Genomic DNA, 18,316 nt, shown 5'->3' on the forward strand with positions numbered 1-18,316 from the left:
ATGCTTTCGCACGCCAGCGCACTTCCCATTTTTGACTCCAGACTGCACTCACGCTTTTAGTGCGCAACATTATACCACAGGTTGAGCGTGAGTGCGAGAAAATCCTGTGATCTTTCAATCCTTAAAATTCCGTTAAAAATATATCATATTTTCGGTTTCGACTGAAAAAATATTTATTTTTTAACAATTATTTTTGTTGAAATTTTACATGCATCATTTTATGATAAAAGCACAGGATAAAAAAATATCCAAACCTACGGAATGTCATAATTTTAACTTGACTTGTATACAGTATACATGATATACTTTTCCTAACAAAAGGCGATAGCCTTTAACTCTTGCCATAGCAAAAGACACTCCGCGCAATTTGCGCTTGTCACATTCAGATGTGACAAAGCCTTTTGAAACAAGAGTTTACCAGTAAACAAGGGCTTCTTTTTCAGGCAGAAATCGAAACCATAGGAACAAGTCCCATCGAGGAACAGGAGGAAAATTATGAGTAATCAAAACGCATGGCGCGGCTTTCAAGGCGGAGCCTGGAAGAAAAATATTGATGTTCGCGACTTTATTGTTCACAATTACACACTTTACACCGGTGACGATGCTTTCTTAGCCGGACCGACCGATGCCACCAAAAAGCTGTGGGCCGAAATTATGGAATTAACCAAAAAGGAAAAAGAAGCCGGCGGCACCTTGGATATGGATACCTCAGTTGTTTCTTCCATCGTTTCGCACGGCCCGGGTTATCTGGATAAGGACTTGGAAAAGATTGTCGGCTTCCAGACCGATAAGCCTTTCAAACGGTCACTGCAGCCTTACGGCGGTATCCGCATGGCCGAAAATGCCTGCGAAGCCTATGGCTACAAGGTTGACGACGAAGTAGTCAAAATCTTCACCGATTACCGCAAGACCCATAATCAGGGCGTATTTGACGCTTATACCCCGGAAATGAGAATGGCTCGTAAGACCGGTATTATCACCGGACTTCCCGATGCTTACGGCCGCGGCCGGATTATCGGCGATTACCGCCGGGTGGCCTTATACGGTATCGACCGGTTGGTAGCCGATAAGAAAGCACAGTTTGCCAGCACTGAAGGCACAATGGAGCCGGAACGGATCCAGTTAAGAGAAGAAATCTCCGAACAGATTCGGGCTTTGGGCGAATTGAAGACCTTGGGTGAGATTTACGGCTTTGATATTTCCCAGCCGGCAAGCACCGCCCAGGAAGCAATTCAATGGCTGTATCTTGGCTATCTGGCTGCTGTTAAAGAACAAAACGGCGCTGCCATGAGCTTGGGCCGGACCTCTACTTTCCTTGATATTTATATTCAAAGAGATTTGGAAGAAGGCACATTGACCGAAGAGCAGGCGCAGGAATTGATTGACCACTTCATTATGAAGCTGCGTTTAATCAAGTTTGCCCGGACTCCGGAATACAACGAACTGTTCTCCGGCGACCCGACTTGGGTAACCGAATCCATTGCCGGTATCGGCTTAGACGGCCGGCCGATGGTCACGAAGAACTCCTTCCGTTACCTGCACACCCTGGTTAATTTAGGACCTGCACCGGAACCGAATATGACCGTCCTGTGGTCAACCAAGCTCCCGGAAAACTTCAAGCGTTTCTGCGCGAAGATGTCGATTGAAACTTCTTCCCTGCAATATGAAAATGACGACTTGATGCGGCCGGTTCACGGTGATGACTACGCCATTGCCTGCTGCGTATCCTCGATGCGCTTGGGTAAGGAAATGCAGTTCTTCGGTGCCAGAGCTAATCTGGCAAAATGTCTGCTGTATGCCATCAACGGCGGTGTCGATGAAAAAACCAAGACACAGGTTGGTCCGAAATATCGGCCGGTTGAAGGCGATGTCCTTAACTTTGACGATGTCATGGCTAAGTACGATGATATGATGGAATGGCTGGCAGAACTTTATGTCAATACCTTAAACATCATTCACTACATGCATGATAAATATTGCTACGAAAGAATCCAAATGGCGCTGCATGACCGCGATGTCAAACGTTACTTTGCAACCGGTATTGCCGGACTCTCCGTTGTAGCCGATTCTTTAAGCGCTATCAAATATGCAACGGTTAAGCCGATTCGCGATGAGAACGGCGTAGTGGTAGACTTTGAGACCACCGGCGATTTCCCGAAATACGGCAACAATGATGACCGGGTTGATGAATTGGCTGTTAATTTGGTTCATACCTTTATGGAAAAGATCCGGAAACATTACACCTACCGCCACGGCGTACCGACCATGTCAATCCTGACGATCACCTCCAATGTGGTCTATGGTAAAAAGACCGGAAATACACCGGACGGACGGCGTTTGGGCGAGCCTTTGGCTCCGGGTGCCAACCCGATGCACCGCCGCGATACGCACGGCGCTTTGGCTTCGCTGGCCTCGGTTGCTAAGCTGCCGTTTAACGATTCGCAGGATGGCATCAGCAATACTTTCTCCATCATTCCCAACGCTTTAGGTAAAGGCGAGCGGGTCTTTATGGGCGAGCTGGACTTTGATAAATTGCTGGAAGAAGCAGGAGAATAATTATGGCAGATACTAATAAAGTCGATGATTTAGTGGCCTTGCTGGATCAGTTTATGACCGGCGGCGGCGGCCATCTGAATGTCCGGACGGAAAGCGGCGCTTCCGCCGATGACACTCCGGCAGTCAGTACCAGTCGGAGCAACGACTGTCAGCCCAATATGGCCTGCAGCGTTCCGACTCTGCACCAGGGCATTGACGATGAGGATGAGCCGACCATCTGACAGTAGGGCAAATGCCAAAATAGAACAATAACTCAACTTTCTCATGTTCGTCAGAACCGTCTTTTTTAGGTAGGTCGCCCACCCGGGCAGAAAGCGGAGCTTTCGACCAGGGTAGGTCGCCCACCCGGGCAGAAGTGCGAAGCACTTCGAGCAGGGGAAAGTTGAGTCAATGATCCACACTCAGCCTGTCAAGCCAAAACAGGCTGAATAAATAAAGATACTCTCACTGACCAATATAAATAAGGAGATTTTATTATGAACGAACAAAAGAATCAACAAATAGATAACTTAGTTTCCATGCTGGACGGCTATGCCGAAAAGGGCGGCCATCACTTAAATGTCAATGTTTTCAGCAAAGAAACCCTGCTGGACGCACAGGCACATCCGGAATTATATCCGCAGCTGACCGTTCGTGTTTCCGGCTATGCCGTAAACTTTGTTAAGTTGACCAAAGAACAGCAAGATGACGTTATTTCCCGGACTTTCCACGACGGAATGTAAGACAGCAAGCTAAAAATTAGCACAAATATTGTTTCAAGGGGTATGCCCCTACCGAGAAAATACCCCGACTGGGGTATTTTTCTATTCCCTTTTTATTCATGGCCTATCTTCCGGCAAAAAGAAAAAGCTAAAATACAAGGGATTTACTTTGAGAGAGAGGAAATTAAAATGAAAGGCTATGTTCATTCTATCGAAACTTTCGGTACCGTTGACGGCCCCGGGATTCGCTATGTCGTTTTTATGCAGGGTTGTCCGATGCGCTGTTTATATTGTCATAATCCCGATACCTGGGCCCTTAAAACCGGACCGGAAAAGACGGTGACAGAAATCCTGACCGATTACGAAGCCTACCGTCCTTTTCTCAAAAATGGCGGTCTGACCGTTACCGGCGGGGAACCTTTAATGCAGCTTCCATTTATCACTGATCTTTTTCAGCGGGCCAAGCAGCGGAATATTCATACCTGTCTGGATACTTCGGGTATCACCTTCCGGCGTACTCCCGACTATCTGCCGAAGATTGACGCATTGCTGGCCAATGTCGATCTGGTTTTGCTGGACATCAAGCATATCGATCCGGACCGCCATAAAGTTCTGACCTCGATGCCGAATGAGCCGATTCTGGATTTTGCCCGTTATTTAAAGGAAAAGAAAATTCCCGTCTGGATTCGGCATGTCGTCATTCCGATGGTAACCGACAAGCCGGAGTATCTGGAACGGCTCGGCTATTTTCTGGGTGAACTGGACAATATCAAGGCACTGGACGTCCTGCCCTATCATACTATGGGAAAAGATAAATACCGGCAGCTGAATATGATGTATCCTTTAGACGGTGTTCCGCCTATGTCAACCAAAGGTGCGGTCGAGGCCAAACAAATCATTTTAAACGGTATTAAAAAACGGCTGCTTGAGCGCAAGCACGAACATGAGCTGGCGTAAAATCATGCAGCAAAGCAAAACAGAATGAATATTTATACATTTTGATGATAATGAGAATATTTTTCAATCTCACTCTAGGATTGCCTTTCTTGATTTTTTTCAAGAAAAAGTCTTGCATTTTTTATGGAAATATTGTATAATAAGCCCAGAAGTAAATATTCCGGCACTGGTTATGCTGAATATTTGCTTGATTCTATCAAGGTTACGCTTTTGAAGTTGTTCTTTCGGGGTTTGACGGAGCCGCCCTATAAAAGGAGAAATCAGAAGCAAATAAGGTTGTAAAAGGTGATAATAAGGATTTAAGGAGGTTTCATCATGGCATATGTAATTTCAAATGAATGTATTGCGTGTGGAGCTTGCGAGCCGGAGTGCCCGGCTGAAGCAATTTCGGCCGGAGATATCTATTCCATTGATGCGGACAAATGCATCGATTGCGGCGCTTGCGCAGAAGTTTGCCCGGTAGGTGCACCGGCACCGAAAGCGTAATCTTCGGTTCAAAATCAAGAATGAAAAATCAAACAAAAAGCAGATGTTAAATAGCATCTGCTTTTTGTTTTGATAAACAGTTCCACACCGCAAAGAGCTTATTTATGAAATATATTAAAAAGACTGTGAAAAAACGGAATCCCGTTTTTTCACAGTCCCTGCTTTTATTTTAGGCGTTTATTATTTAATTCTGAGGCTTCTGCTCACCCCATGCGTTTGCAGTCGGATAACCGCCGTCCGGATTCTGCGGATTGGGATTTTGTCCCGGATAGCCGCTAAATCCTTGATTCGGCTGATTATAGGCCGGATAGCCCTGACCGTAGCCCGGCTGCTGATAGCCTTGATAGCCTTGACCATATCCCTGATTATTATTGGAATAAGGCTGACCATAACCCGGCATCGGCTGCGCCTGACCAAAATCCTGCCCATAAGGTGCGGCCGAAGTCTGCGGATACGGCTGATTTTGAAGCGGAGTATCTGTCGGTGCCGCATTCCATCCTCCCGAGGCATTGCCGGAATAACCCGTATTATCCGGCCACGCCGGTGTCTGGCTATAACCCATATAGCCGCCGGTACTGGCAGCGGTTTCGTGGCTTTCGGCTTGAGCCGCTGTATTTTCGCTTACCGGCTGCTCAATATTCTTTTCAGCTATTCCGGCTGCTTCAGCCTCATTTCCGTCCATTTTTTCCGTACTGGTATCTAAGCTATCTACCTGCACCGGCCTTTCAACACCATCCGAAATACCGGTATTATCCATCGGAGCCGGTGCTCCGCCAAAGCCTACACCGTTATCCATCGGAGCCGGTGCTCCGCCAAAGCCTGCTCCGTTATCCATCGGAGCCGGTGCTCCGCCAAAGCCTGCGCCGTTATCCATCGGAGCCGGTGCTCCGCCAAAGCCTGCTCCATTATCCATCGGAGCCGGTGCTCCGCCAAAGCCTGCTCCATTATCCATCGGAGCTGGTGCTCCGCCAAAGCCTGCTCCATTATTCATTGAAGCCGGCGCTCCGATATAACCGGTATTGCCGGCCGGCGCCGAATAGTTGTTATTAGCCGGACCTGCCGGATAACCGCCGGGCTGCATCCCCGGATAACCGGCCGGACGCGGACCAGTCGGCTGAGCCGGTGCTTTCTTTTTCCGGCCAGCTACAAGCGCAATCACAATCAACAGTACCAAAAGAATAACTACTCCGGCGACAACGATAATCAGCATATTATTGCCCGTTGACTTCACCGGCTTTTTACCATCTTTTTGATCATTTTTTTCGTCTTTGGCCGACGTGTCCTTTTTATCCGGCTTGTTCTCCGAACTGCCCTCGTTTTTCATTACCGGAACTACTTTCGTTTTCAACTGGCTGAGAAATTCCTCGGCCGTAGCATCCGCCGAATTGGCTAAAAAGAAATCCATAATCTCCGGCTTCATTTTATCAAAAACCGCTGCTGCCACTTCCTTTTGTCCGAAATACATCAAATCCAGCTCTTCCGTCTCGGACTGGTACAGGAAGACAACCATGTTATCCGCCAACCCTGCCTTTTTCATCAGGTCTTTATACCATTTCAAATATGCCTTACCGTCGGCATAAGCTGATACATCGTTTTTCGAGATAAGAACTGGCGTCAGACCCGCTTTCTCCAGTTCTTGTATCTGCTTTGGCAGCTTATCACTGATAAAAGCATAGGTTGTGTCCAAAATATTTGGCTCGGTCGTTTCCCTTTGCCGTAAATAGGTCAAAAGTTCCAGCATCCCGGCCTGATAATCAAAGATTGCGTCGGCCTCATATCCGTCCCGCTCTAACTCCTTTTCCAAGGCCTTCTGCACCGGCTCAATCACCTTGGCGTTCTTTTTCCAAAAACTCTCGGTACTGCCCGCGGCATACCAGACCACCTTCTGGGTCCGGACATCAAACAAAGTCAGCATTCCATCTTCGACATCATGATATTCGAACTCATTTTGCGCCATTTCTTTCAAATCGGCTTCTTTTAAATCAGCTTCTCCATCCGGCAGGATAATAGTCTGATACAACTTTTCCGAGAATTGATCCATGTAATGGAAACTTAGGGCTTCTAAATGACCCGCTTGTTCGTCTTTTAAGATCTCCCACCTATCATTGATAAACATCGGCTGTTCTGTTCGATCTATAGCCCCTTCCGCCAGCGGAATGTCCGCCTCCGGATCAATAAAGCGCTCAATTCGGTAAACCGCTGCCAAAACATCATGTTCTAGGCTTAAAATCCCCAGCAGTTCATTTGCCAGATTGTCCATATCAGCCTGCGGATAATCCTTATAGGCTTCTCCGTAAAAATTAACCGCCAACTGGTCCAGGCTCGGGCTGTACAGGACAAAAGTACCCGACTGCTCTTCGCCGATGCCGTATCCCTGCGATAAAAAATAATCATCGGCATACTGATTAAACTCAGCAGCATTCAAACTATCATTCAGCAAGATAAGAATATCCTGGTTGGCATATTCCCGCCAGGCAACGATCTCCTTGCTCGCCTCTCCGACATCTACTATCGAGTCATCGGTTAATTCATTGATAACCGGATAATAATAAATCCTGACCAAATTGATAAACCGGTCGATCAACAGTTCCATGGATGGATTTTCCCGATAATACCCTTCCAAAACCTTAACTATATGAGCTGTTTGATAGCTGGTATAATTATACATCTCGCGACCGGTCGGAACCACCGCCGTCGTTACCACACCGCCGGAAGACCTGTTGACAAACAAAAATACAGACCCGCTTTCTTCCTCATTAATTGCTCCGTATCCGTTTTTCGCAGTTAAATCGGCAGCCATCTGCTCCAACTGTTCCGGCGCAAAAAGTGTTTCCCCAGTTAAAAATACCGTGACAATTTCTGTTTCTTCCTGCATATCGGTCAGCACTGCATCTATCGCCTGATATTCCTCATCCGTCAAAACATTGGCCGGATCAATAATAAACTTGCTGTCCCTCGCCGCCAGCACCGGTATTTTCACCAGCGAAAGCAGCAGGGCAAAAGCCAGCACCAGCCCGATACTGCCTTTAAAACTTCTTTGCTTTACTTTTAACATATTCCTCTCCTCCTTTACGTTTCACCCTTGTCCTTTGATCGACTGCCATGCGGCTGCCGTTCGTGTTTTTTCACCTGTTAATAAAAACTTTTAACAAAATTTAACGCAAACTTATTATATCATTTTTAATTTTTTTTTCAAGCAAAAACTGTAAAATAGCCGGCTCAAGCTGTAAATTTTGTTGCCGTTCAGGCAGTGAATTTCTCCACAAAAAAATCCCCTAAAGGGGATTTTTTTGAATCGTTCTTTACTTCTCTTTTGTGAGCACACCGCCGTCCATTCGGTAGAGGTGGTCGGCATAGCCGGCGGCCTCGGTTTCATGCGTCACCAGCAGCACCGCCGCCCCTTGGTCAGCCGCCTCCCGCAAAAGTCCGAGAACAATATGCGTATTTTCATCATCCAAATCACCGGTCGGTTCATCCGCCAACAGAACTGCCGGTCTGCAAATCAAAGCCCGGGCAATCGCCAGCCGGCGCATTTCGCCTCCTGACAGCTCATCGGGATAAACGCCTTGCAGATGGGCAATGCCGAGGCGCTCCGTCAGGGCAGCCGCCTCGCCGGTCTTATCCTCGTCCGCATACATGCGGCTGGGCAGCAAAATATTTTCTAGCACCGTCAAGCTCTGCAAACCCGTCTGTCCCTGCGGAATCAAACCAATCTTCTGATTGCGGAAAACCGAGCGTTTGGCATCGTCCAAGGAATAGATATCAGTCTCATCATAATGCACCTGTCCGCCGGTCGGCTGCAAAATGCCGGCCAGCATATTGAGCAAAGTGCTTTTACCGCTGCCGGAACGCCCGATAATCACCGCCAGTTCTCCGCTTGCCAGGGAGAAATCCGTTTCGGCAACCGCATAAAATACATTGCTGCCTTTTGACCGCCGAAAATATTGGCGGCTAATCTTGTCTGCTTTTACTTTCATGCTTTCCTCCCTTATCAAACACTATCCCTAAGTACCACACCCGGTTCCTGACGCAGTATTTTTCCGGCGGAAAAAAGCGCCGCCAGCCAACCGGCCAGTATCGAAAAGACAATCGCCGCCAACAGCAGCGGCAAAATCTTGCCTATTCCGGGCAAAAGATAAGGCAAACCAAGCCGGCTCCGAATTAAGCCGCTGAACGGAAATACCACTAAAGCCGCCAGTGCCGTACCGGCCACTGCACCGCTCAGGCCAATCATCACCGATTCCAGTGTCAGGAGCCAAAACAGAAAACGCTGCGAAGCGCCGATTACCCGCAGCACGGCAAACTCCTTGGTGCGCTCATTGGCAATCATGGCAAAGACAACGATTAAGACCACCATCGCCAACAGCCAAATCATGGCGACTAAGCCCCCTATCATCTGTGACACATTGGCCAGCCCGCCGGCAATACCGGAAATCATACTTTTGGCCGGCGTTGCCTTAATCCGGCGAACATGCAGATTGATGTCATTGGTGACATCCTCGATATTGTAACCGTCCTTGACCTTAATCATCAGCGAAGAAATCACCTGATCGGCTTTGATATTCTTAAAGTTTTGAAAGCCGAGCGCCTGTGCATTTGCCATCATCATGCGAATGGTATTTTGATTGGTATAAACCGCACTGTCAAGCCCGGTGCCGGTTTCTTCCAGCTGCGCAATGACCCGGCATTCGGTATTATAAAACTTCAACTTATAGTTCGTCGGTACGGCAATCCGGCCGCCGACAATCACATCGCCGTCACCGATACTGCCGGCATAGTTTTCCCGAATCCAAGGCTGAATCGAAAAATCGGTTTCCGGCTCAAAACCGATCAACTGCACCGGCACCGAACAGCAGCCGGCACTGGCCGAAGCCAGAAAGAACTGGGGTGACACCTGATCCACGCCCTCAATCGCCCGAACCTTATCAATATAAGACCGGTCCATGTAAAAATAACCCGGAATCCCCTGCAGCAGAATCGACTCCAATGACGCCTTGGTTCTGGCTTCATACGGCACGACCACAATATCGGCTCCCAGCCGCGACTGATAACTTTTCAGGCCACTTTGCAGGCTCATCACAATCACTCCCCCGCCAAATACCGAAAACGCCAAAAAGGCGGTCAGCAAAATCAATGCCGCCGTCCGAATCGGTTTCCGTTTTAGGTTTTTTCGGGCTATCTCCCGCTCCAGTTTCATCACTCACCTCGTTTGTATTGCACAAAAATATCCGCCGCATAGACTGCTGCCAGCACGATCACCGATACCGCCACCCCGGGTGCCATCACCGTATGGCAGCGCATACTCGGCATCATGCAAAGCGGATGGAGCTTACCCGGAAGTAAATAGGCCAATACCGCCACCGGAAGCGAGGCCATCGCCAGCCCCAGTTTCGTCTTAGCACTTGGCATCAGCAAATGCAGCACCGCCAGCAAAACCAGCACCGCTGCAATTCCCGTCACCGCCGTCCCGGCATGATGACATATCATCCAGCTGCCGTCCTCCTTCGGCCCGCAGGGCGTAAACACAAAAAGGCTGCCCAGCAGAAAGCAGACGCCGGCCAGCAACATAATAATATCCATTATTCCGATTTTTAATTTTTTCATTTTATTTTCCTTTCCAAGTAATATACTCTGTCATCCGTTTCCGCCTTGGAACGGCTAAAAATCGCTTTCCTGACAAAGCCGGTTCCAGACATCAACTATTCCGTAACAACTGCGTCCTTGTAACCATAGGCTTGCTACCTGAAATACTTTTTCCAGACGGCCGCATTGGAGCGAAGCAATAGCCGCTCCACCGCAATTCCGGCCGGACAAATCGTATGACAGGCCAGTGACTTGCCGCAGCCCTGATAAAAGTGTCTTTCGTATCCGGCCGCCGCTTTTTTGTACTGCTCTCCGCCGGTCTCCTCCAAAACCCGGGCAAAAGGCACCGCCGCTGCCATACCGGTAAACGTACCGCCATCGTAATTGGGGCATACTTCCAAGCAGCACCCGCATTGCAGACAGCGGGCGGCTTCATACAAGTCCTCGGACCGGCTTCCTTCTCCCCGGGCTTCGGTCTCCAGCCATGTCCGCAGCCGTTTCAGGTTTTCCTGCATAATGCTGCGGTCAACCACCAAATCCGCAATCAGCGGAAACTTTTTCAGCGGCTCCAGCCGCAGCCCTTTGCCGGCATCCGCCAGCCTGACCGCGCAGGCCAGCGCTGGCCGGCCGTTAATCACCATGGCGCAGGCGCCGCATTTTTTTTGCAGACAATTACACTCCCAGCGAATCGGCTCGACCGGATGCCCTTCGGCATCGATGAGCTGCGGCTGTTCATTCAGCCTGGTTAAAGCCGCCGCTACGGTTTCGGCCGGATTTTCCGTTTCGTACCAAAAAGACTGCCAAAAAGCCGGTGATCCTGCCTCAAGGCAACGCAGTATCTCAATTTTAATGTTCAAGCCTGCTCCCTCCTTTTGCCGGAACCGGTTTTTTCGCTAACCGCCGTATGCGCCGCAACCTTACAGAATATTGAAAAGGAAAGTCTGATGTTTAATTGCCCTTGACGTTTTTCAATTCCGTTTCTACAATCTCCCGCCAGTCCTTTAAGCTGCGGGCACCGGCATAGGTTTTACCGACAATATTGCCATTCTTATCCACGAAAAAGGTTTCCGGAAAAGCCATGATATTTTTGATTCGGCCGTTAAGACCGCTTTTATCCGGCATCAGGAACGGATAGGAAGCGCCGGTTTTTTCCATAATCGTCTTGGCCAAATCAATGGCTTCCTGATTTTCGCCGTTATCGTCTACCGTATCGGTCACAATACCGACAACATTGACGCCTTTTTCCTTCATTTCCTGATGCAGCTTTTCTAAATCCGGAATTTCCTCCACACAGGCCGTACACCATGTTGCAAACACATTGACCATGGTCAGTTCATACTTAGCCAAATCTTTCTCACTGAATTCCTTACCATCTACCGTTTTGGTGGCAAACGGCGCAATCGAGTCCGTCTGACCGGCTGCAATCTCATCCTTTTCTAAAAAAGAATACGTTCCCGCCGGCAGTTCCAGCCTTTCTCCCAACACCGTTTTAATCTGCTTGACTTCATCCGTCAGTTCCTGCCCGGCCGCCGGTTCGGTACTAAGGTAATAAAAATACTTGCCGTCACTGGTTTGGCCAATCTTTTCATGCTGGCTGCATCTGGTCAGTTCCGACAGCTTCTCCTCGGCTATATCCGCCGGATACATCCCCAGCGCGCCAATCCGGGATAAGCTTTTTTCCCATTCGACATAATCATTGCCTACTTTTTTCAGCTTGGCATTTTTTTGCTCCTCTGTCAGCGTGCTCCAGTTTAAAAGGGCATATTTCAATACGCCGTCTTTGGCCTGAAAATCCTCGCTCAGCATCGCTACCTGATAATCATTCATTTTTTGACGCAGCGTCTCAGGCAAAGTCACTTCCATTCCCAAATAAGAAAACTGATAGTTTTCCTTGGCCTTCATCACAACATCCTTGGCATCAAAAGTGCCTTCCAGCATCTTCGGATCGATCGTATTGGGATCCATTTTACCGGCGTCCGGCGCTTTTTGGTCGGATGCCATGCCGGTATCCGGTTTATTTTCAGCCTTTCCCGTCTCCGGCTTTGCGCCGCATGCGCCCAGTCCGATGCACAAAGCCAGTGCTACTCCCGCCGTTATTACTTTCCATACTTTCTTTTTCATCATTTTCTCCTATCTTTTGTTCATTTTCACTGCTCTCAGCCAAGCCGCCGCTTTTTTAAGCTACTCGCAAGCCGGCCTGATCACTGTCAATAAGTGAACTCCTCAGCCTTCCGCCCTTTTTGCGAGCCGCAGCGGCTCCGGCAAATGGAAAGCCAAGGTTTCCATCAAACAGGAAGATTATACTATGCAGCTTGTAAAGTTCTTGTTAAGATAGGAAAAAATTAGATAGAAAAATTTAGATACGGAAAATTTATTTACTCCTGCACCGGCGGAATATCTTGCCAGCCAATCGCTATCTCCGGCGACCGATAACGAGCCACAGTCATCCGCTGATAAGCCTCATCCCGGGCCGGATAATCCTCACGCCAGTGCGCTCCCCGGCTTTCCCGGCGCTCAAGCGCCGAGGCCAGCATGGCCTGTCCCAGCCGAATCCGGTCTGCTTCCGCCGCCGATAAGCCCTCTTCCGCCAGCCAGACCTCCGTCTGCCGAAGCGCTTCCAAAAGTCCGGCCTCGGTTCGAATCATGCCCAGTCCCGCGCTCAGCAGTTCGCCCAGCCGCCGGGCTGCTGCCGGTGAAACGCCAGCCGCCGCCATTTCTGCCGCGGTCATCTGCCTTGGCGGTGAAAAATCCGGCTCCGGCCAAGCGCCGTCCAAATTGCCAGTTATTCCGGGCAAATCAGCCAGCGCGCCGGCTGCCGCCTGCCGGCCGCCGTAAATCGCAGCCAGCAGTGAATTTCCTCCCAAGCGGTTAGCACCATGATACTGACAGGCACATTCCCCGGCGGCATAAAGTCCGGCCGTATCAGTGCGATGGCTTTTATCGACCCAAATACCGCCCATAAAAAAATGAATCCCCGGGCTGACCGCAATCGGCCAAGCCGCCGGGTCAAAAAATAAATATTCCTGAATCTGACTGCGCAAATCCGGCAGCTTAGACCGCCACACTTCCGGATTGAGAGCCGTTAGATCCAAATAAACCGGCCCCTCGCAGTCCTTCCGGGCGCAGACCTTAACCATTTCCCGGGAAATCACATCCCGCGCCGCCAAGTTCCCCAGCTCCGGATAAAGCTCCTCCATAAAGTGCCATGGCTGACCGCCGCGACGGATAAATAAACGCCCGCCCTCGCCCCGGGCTGCTTCACTGATTAACAGCCGCTTGCCGGCAATCGCCGCCGTCGTCGGGTGATACTGAATCATTTCCAAATTACTGAAAGTAACGCCCCGGACAAACAGCCGGGCTGCCAAATTACCGGTATTATACACCGTCCCAGTTGTCTGCCCCGGGAAAAAACCGTTTAAGCCGCCGACTGCCAAAATAACCGGCCCCGGACAAAGCCAAACCTGATTGCTATAAAGATCGCGCAGCTTTACGCCAAGACAGCGCCGCGACTCTTTTTCCTCCTGAAAAGCCAAATCCAGTGCTTCATGGTGGGAATAGCGATGAATCCGGCCGGCCGCTTCCCATTTCCGGGCCTCGTCAACCAGCGCTGACATCAGCATCTTACCGGTACTGCTCCTTGCATAAGCCGTCCGCTTTTTTTTCTGGCCGCCGAAATTGCGGAGCAGCACTCGGCCATCCTCTTTTTGCAGTGGTGCGCCTAACTTTAAAAGCCAGTTCACAATCTCCGGCGCGCCCGCCGTCATGGCACGAACCGCATTCGGGTCAGCCAGGTCGCCGCCGCCGCGCATCGTATCCTGAAAATGCTCATCCGCCGTATCGCCCTCGCCCATCGTATCCAAAGCGGCATTGATACCGCCCTCGGCCAGTACCGACTGCGCCCGCTCGGACGGCTGCCGGGAAATCAAATTGCAGACGGCACCGCGCTCCGCCAGCCAAATGGCTGCCGACAGCCCTGCCAACCCCGCTCCGACAATATTGATCTGTTTCATCGTCCACCTCTAAATAGCTGCGCTCAGGCAGCATCCATCATTCGACTTTACCCCTGACCGCTGTCCTCAGCTAAAATACATTCCAGCGCAGATAATACACCACAAAGGCAGCCGCCATAAACAGCAGCAAAACCGACAAAATAACCAGCATATCAATCAGCCAGCTGCGCAGGCCTTTGACGCCGAAAGCAATCAGCAAGGGTTTCACATTAGTGATGATATGAACTCCGACCGCTGCCAGCAAAAAAAGCTGAACCGTCAGCCGCCCCGCCGTAAACCAATGCAGCCGGTATGCTCCGTCCCTGGTATAGCTAAATGCCGTCAAATGGCAAAACAGCAAGAGCATGACAGCCAAACCGCTGATTCTTCTTGCCCAAAAAAGCTTGTTTTCCCGCCAATAGAAAACGCCGGTTTGCCTTTGGACTTTCAGCGTTTCCAAGGTTAATTTCAGTCCAATCAAAGTATGCACCGTAATCAGACCCACTGCCGCCCAGGATAATCCTTTCAGCGCCGTATTACCCACGCCCAGCATTTGCAGGCTGCCAAAAACGGCATGCAGCAAAAACAAAATAAAAATCAGTAATGTTAAAACCGCATTCCATTTTCTCATCGGGGCTCCCCCTTCACCGAAAAAAATAAAATATCCGGCTGCTCAGACAGGGTTGACACTTGATAATGGTCAGCCATTTCTTTAGACATCACAATGGCATCAAATAATCCGACCTCGGCTTTGGAAATCAGGAGCAGGCCGTTTTCAGGCTTCAGCTGCATCTGGTTTTCAGGCAAACGCAGCTGATAGCGGCGCGCTAACTGCATGGCCGCAGCATCGGCCGCCGCCACCCGGCAATCGACATCACTCATGATCACCCCGGCATCGCCGTCGCTGAAAAAAAGCTGCCATTGCGAAATGGTATCCATATGTTTTTGGCGATTGAGCAAAACCACAAACTCACCTGACGGCTGCTCCGGCAGCGGCAGAGAAGCACTGGCCACAGCATCGACCTTTTCTTCCGCCTGAAACAATGCCGGAATATCAACATACATCGCCGCCGGCAGCCCCAGGATCAGAAAGAGTGCCGTTATTATGACTGCGATATGCCTGACTGCTTTCATCTGCTCTCCTCCTTGAATGAAATCGGTTTCTCGTCATTCTCTCTGTGATTCTTTCCTGCCTACATTCGTAATTCACTTAACTTTTCCCTGATCGAAGTGCTGCGCACTTCTGCCCGGGCGGGCGGTCTGCCATAGTCTTTTTTGGCTCTGTCCCGCTCGAAGATCGGGTGCCCTGATCGAAAGCTCCGCTTTCTGTCCGGGCGGGCAGTCTGCGTGGATTTACTCTTTGGCCTGGTTTAAAGCATCCTCAACCGCTTCTTGAAACTCATTATAGGAAATCGTCGCTCCGGATATGGCGTCGACCTTCGATAAATCGCCGGTTTCCGCATACCCGGCGGCATATTTGGCGCAAGCCAGCACCGCCTTTTGCGCCTTATTGTAAAAGTCGGCATTGGCGATCTCGCCGTTTTTCTTGCCGTAGTCCTCGTCTTTAAGCGTTCCGTCGGTTTGATAGGTCAAATACTGACAGTCCGTGACCTGATTATCCTTAATCGTGACAGTGGCAACACCGTAGCCGTCGCCATTGCCGTCCTCGTCACCCTCATAGACCTGACTTTTGCCTTCATAGGTTCCGTCCTTATACTTGGCAGCCGAACCGCCGCAGGCAGTTAAACCCGCTGCCAAAACCGCCGCACAAAACAGCGCTGTATATTTCTTTTTGCTCATTTTTCTTCCTTTCTAAATATTAACTCCATTTCCCCATATTCGTCAAAACTGCTTTTTAGGCAGACGTTCATCCCAAAACCAAGAACATTCGTTCAGGCAGATTGCCCACCCGGCAGAAGTGCGAAGCACTTCGATTAGGGTAGATTGCCCGCCGGACAGAAGTGTGAAGTGCTTCAATCAAGGGAAACTCCCGGGCAGAACAGGATAAGCTGCCGATTCGTGCAGAAAGCTCTTTCCTGTCCGTAAAAAGACTCTTTATTTAACAAAAAACTTAATATTTGCCAAAGTTCTCATTTTGGACATCGCTCTTAATCTTGCCGTAATCCAGCGTAATTGTCCGCTGGGCCGATTCGGCCACTTCCAAATCATGCGTAACCACAATCAGCGTCGAACCCTGACTATGCAGCTGGCGAAAAATATCAAGGACAATATTTTCATTGGCTTCATCCAAATTACCGGTCGGCTCATCCGCTAAAATCAGCTCCGCGTGATTAATCAGCGCCCGGGCAATGCAGACCCGCTGCTGTTCGCCGCCAGATAACTGACTGGGCAGATGCTTGGCCCGGTCGGCCAGCCCGACCCGTTCCAGCGCTTCCAGCGCTTCCTTTTCATCCGGCAGGGAATGATAATACTGGGCAACCATCACATTTTCCACCGCCGTCAAATAATTAATTAAATGAAACTGCTGGAAAATCAAACCAATCTTATCGCGCCGAATCGCGGTCAGTCCCTTGGCACTTTCCTTTGAAATATCAATCCCGTCAATAAAGACCTCGCCCAGCGAAGGCTTATCCATACAGCCGATAATATTCATCAGCGTGCTTTTGCCCGAACCCGACGGCCCCATAATCGCCGTCCATTCACCTTTATTGACCGTCAGGCTGACATCGTCCAATGCTTTCAGACTGCCGTAAATCTTTGAAATATTTTTAAGCTGCAATAAACTCATAATCAAATCTCCTTTTATCGCCAATCCAGCCCTTTCTCTCCGGCAATCAGCCCGATTAGCAGATGCCCGATACAGCCGTCAAACCGGCTGATAAAATGTTTTTACTCACCCTTTAAGACCAGCGCCGGGTCAACATCAATTGCATTTCTAACCGGCAGCAGACAGGCCAGTCCCGTAATTACGACCGATACCGCCATCGTCACCGGCAGCAGCAGCGGCTGAAAGGTAATGGAACTGCTAAACACATTCATACTGACAAATTGGGCAAAGCCAAACCCGAAAAACGAACCCAGCAGGCCGCCGATTCCGCCGAGCAAGAGGCCTTCGCCCATAAAACCCCAGATAATATCGCTGTCAGCCGCGCCAAGCGCTTTGCGCAGACCGATTTCCTTGCGCCGCTCGGTCACTACCGCCGTCATGGTGGTCGCCACGCAAATCATCGTCAGCGCCAGCACCACCACCGTCACGATAAAGACCAGCGCCTGTAACTTGGTCAGAACAGCACTCTCGGATTGAGTAACCCGCTTGACCAGCTGCGGCGTAATGGCACTGACTTCGGCAGCAATTTTTTCTTTATAGCTTTCTAATTTATCGCGCGTGGCAGAAATGCTCAATTCCGCAATATCCAGCCGCTCCCCGCCGCCGGTAATTGCCTTTAAATCCGCCATCGCCATATAAATATATTCTTCCTCCGAGCCGCCGGTTTCCAAAATACCGGCAACGGTCAGCCTGACCTCCGAACCGGGAGCTGCTTTTTTTTCTTTTTTATCCTCATTGGCAAAGGCCGCTACTTCAAAGGAATCACCGATTTTCAGCCCCAGCAGATTTGCCGCTTCCTTGCCGGCCAGCACCTCAGCCGGCTTTTCCGGCCAGGCCCCTTCCACATGCCAATAGGGACTGGTAATCCGAGCCCCCGCTAAATCGGTGCCGGCAGCCACTACCGGCTGTTCATGAATCTTTAACGTTTCATAGCGGTAGGGCGTTACCCCCAAAAGTTCTTTGCCCTCAATATAGGAAATGCCCTTTTCCACTGCCGCCATGCTAAATTCGTCCGTATTTTCCGCCGCCATAAAAATCATATTAGCACCGTAGTTTCTGAATTGCGCCCCCATCTGTCGCGGCACATCATAATAAATCGTCACCAGCCCCGACAAAATCGTGGCCCCCACGGCAATCGCCAGCAGCGCTACCAGCATCCGTGACCGCCGCCTGACCAGCGAAGCGGTAATCATCTTTAAAAACATCTTTTGTTTGGTCATGTTATGCTCCCTCTAAGCCCATACCAGCTCTATCTT

17 protein-coding genes are annotated in these 18,316 nt (G+C 50.0%); 5 read left to right on the forward strand and 12 right to left on the reverse strand.

The window, feature by feature from the left end; translation table 11 throughout:
• Positions 1–492 precede the first annotated feature (492 nt).
• The 5 genes from pflB (at position 493) to C3V36_02485 (ending at position 4,700) form a co-directional block, all read left to right on the forward strand.
• Positions 493–2,556 (forward strand): formate C-acetyltransferase, encoded by a 2,064-nt coding sequence (gene pflB / locus C3V36_02465; protein ID AVM68211.1) that lies wholly within the window; start codon positions 493–495, stop codon positions 2,554–2,556.
• Positions 2,557–2,558: 2 nt separating this feature from the next.
• A complete protein-coding gene (locus tag C3V36_02470) occupies positions 2,559–2,777 on the forward strand; it encodes a hypothetical protein (protein ID AVM68212.1) in 219 nt (72 codons plus the stop codon).
• 255 nt (positions 2,778–3,032) lie between these two features.
• On the forward strand, positions 3,033–3,278 hold the full coding sequence (locus tag C3V36_02475) for an autonomous glycyl radical cofactor GrcA (protein AVM68213.1): 246 nt from the start codon (positions 3,033–3,035) through the stop codon (positions 3,276–3,278).
• 168 nt (positions 3,279–3,446) lie between these two features.
• A complete protein-coding gene (gene pflA, locus C3V36_02480) occupies positions 3,447–4,214 on the forward strand; it encodes a pyruvate formate lyase-activating protein (protein AVM68214.1) in 768 nt (255 codons plus the stop codon).
• A gap of 315 nt (positions 4,215–4,529) precedes the next feature.
• Entirely contained in the window at positions 4,530–4,700 is a 171-nt protein-coding gene (locus C3V36_02485) for a ferredoxin (protein AVM68215.1), read from the forward strand.
• Positions 4,701–4,884: 184 nt separating this feature from the next.
• Here C3V36_02485 and C3V36_02490 read toward each other — a convergent pair whose 3' ends face one another.
• From C3V36_02490 to C3V36_02545, 12 genes are all read right to left on the reverse strand, one after another.
• A complete protein-coding gene (locus tag C3V36_02490) occupies positions 4,885–7,755 on the reverse strand; it encodes a hypothetical protein (GenBank protein AVM68216.1) in 2,871 nt (956 codons plus the stop codon).
• A gap of 247 nt (positions 7,756–8,002) precedes the next feature.
• On the reverse strand, positions 8,003–8,677 hold the full coding sequence (locus tag C3V36_02495) for an ABC transporter (protein ID AVM68217.1): 675 nt from the start codon (positions 8,675–8,677) through the stop codon (positions 8,003–8,005).
• A gap of 14 nt (positions 8,678–8,691) precedes the next feature.
• Positions 8,692–9,897 (reverse strand): ABC transporter permease, encoded by a 1,206-nt coding sequence (locus tag C3V36_02500; protein AVM68218.1) that lies wholly within the window; start codon positions 9,895–9,897, stop codon positions 8,692–8,694.
• Positions 9,897–10,304 (reverse strand): DUF4418 domain-containing protein, encoded by a 408-nt coding sequence (locus tag C3V36_02505; GenBank protein AVM68219.1) that lies wholly within the window; start codon positions 10,302–10,304, stop codon positions 9,897–9,899. The genes C3V36_02500 and C3V36_02505 overlap by 1 nt, the downstream gene beginning before the upstream one ends.
• 134 nt (positions 10,305–10,438) lie before the next feature.
• Positions 10,439–11,140 carry a succinate dehydrogenase gene (locus C3V36_02510; GenBank protein ID AVM68220.1) on the reverse strand — a complete coding sequence of 234 codons (702 nt, stop codon included), beginning with the start codon at positions 11,138–11,140 and terminating at the stop codon, positions 10,439–10,441.
• A gap of 91 nt (positions 11,141–11,231) precedes the next feature.
• On the reverse strand, positions 11,232–12,407 hold the full coding sequence (locus tag C3V36_02515; protein AVM68221.1) for a TlpA family protein disulfide reductase: 1,176 nt from the start codon (positions 12,405–12,407) through the stop codon (positions 11,232–11,234).
• A gap of 251 nt (positions 12,408–12,658) precedes the next feature.
• On the reverse strand, positions 12,659–14,293 hold the full coding sequence (locus tag C3V36_02520; GenBank protein ID AVM68222.1) for an FAD-binding protein: 1,635 nt from the start codon (positions 14,291–14,293) through the stop codon (positions 12,659–12,661).
• A gap of 70 nt (positions 14,294–14,363) precedes the next feature.
• Entirely contained in the window at positions 14,364–14,903 is a 540-nt protein-coding gene (locus C3V36_02525; protein AVM68223.1) for a pilus assembly protein PilX, read from the reverse strand.
• Entirely contained in the window at positions 14,900–15,406 is a 507-nt protein-coding gene (locus C3V36_02530) for a hypothetical protein (protein ID AVM68224.1), read from the reverse strand. The genes C3V36_02525 and C3V36_02530 overlap by 4 nt, the downstream gene beginning before the upstream one ends.
• A gap of 219 nt (positions 15,407–15,625) precedes the next feature.
• Positions 15,626–16,072, reverse strand: a complete 447-nt coding sequence (locus C3V36_02535; protein ID AVM68225.1) for an FMN-binding domain-containing protein — start codon at positions 16,070–16,072, stop codon at positions 15,626–15,628.
• A 271-nt stretch (positions 16,073–16,343) separates the two neighbouring features.
• A complete protein-coding gene (locus C3V36_02540) occupies positions 16,344–17,021 on the reverse strand; it encodes an ABC transporter ATP-binding protein (protein ID AVM68226.1) in 678 nt (225 codons plus the stop codon).
• A gap of 101 nt (positions 17,022–17,122) precedes the next feature.
• Complete coding sequence (locus C3V36_02545; protein ID AVM68227.1) at positions 17,123–18,280, reverse strand: ABC transporter permease; 1,158 nt, start codon at positions 18,278–18,280, stop codon at positions 17,123–17,125.
• Positions 18,281–18,316: the final 36 nt, after the last annotated feature.

The sequence above is a fragment of the Lachnospiraceae bacterium oral taxon 500 genome, assembly GCA_002999035.1.
Taxonomy (GTDB): Bacteria; Bacillota; Clostridia; order Lachnospirales; family Vallitaleaceae; genus W11650.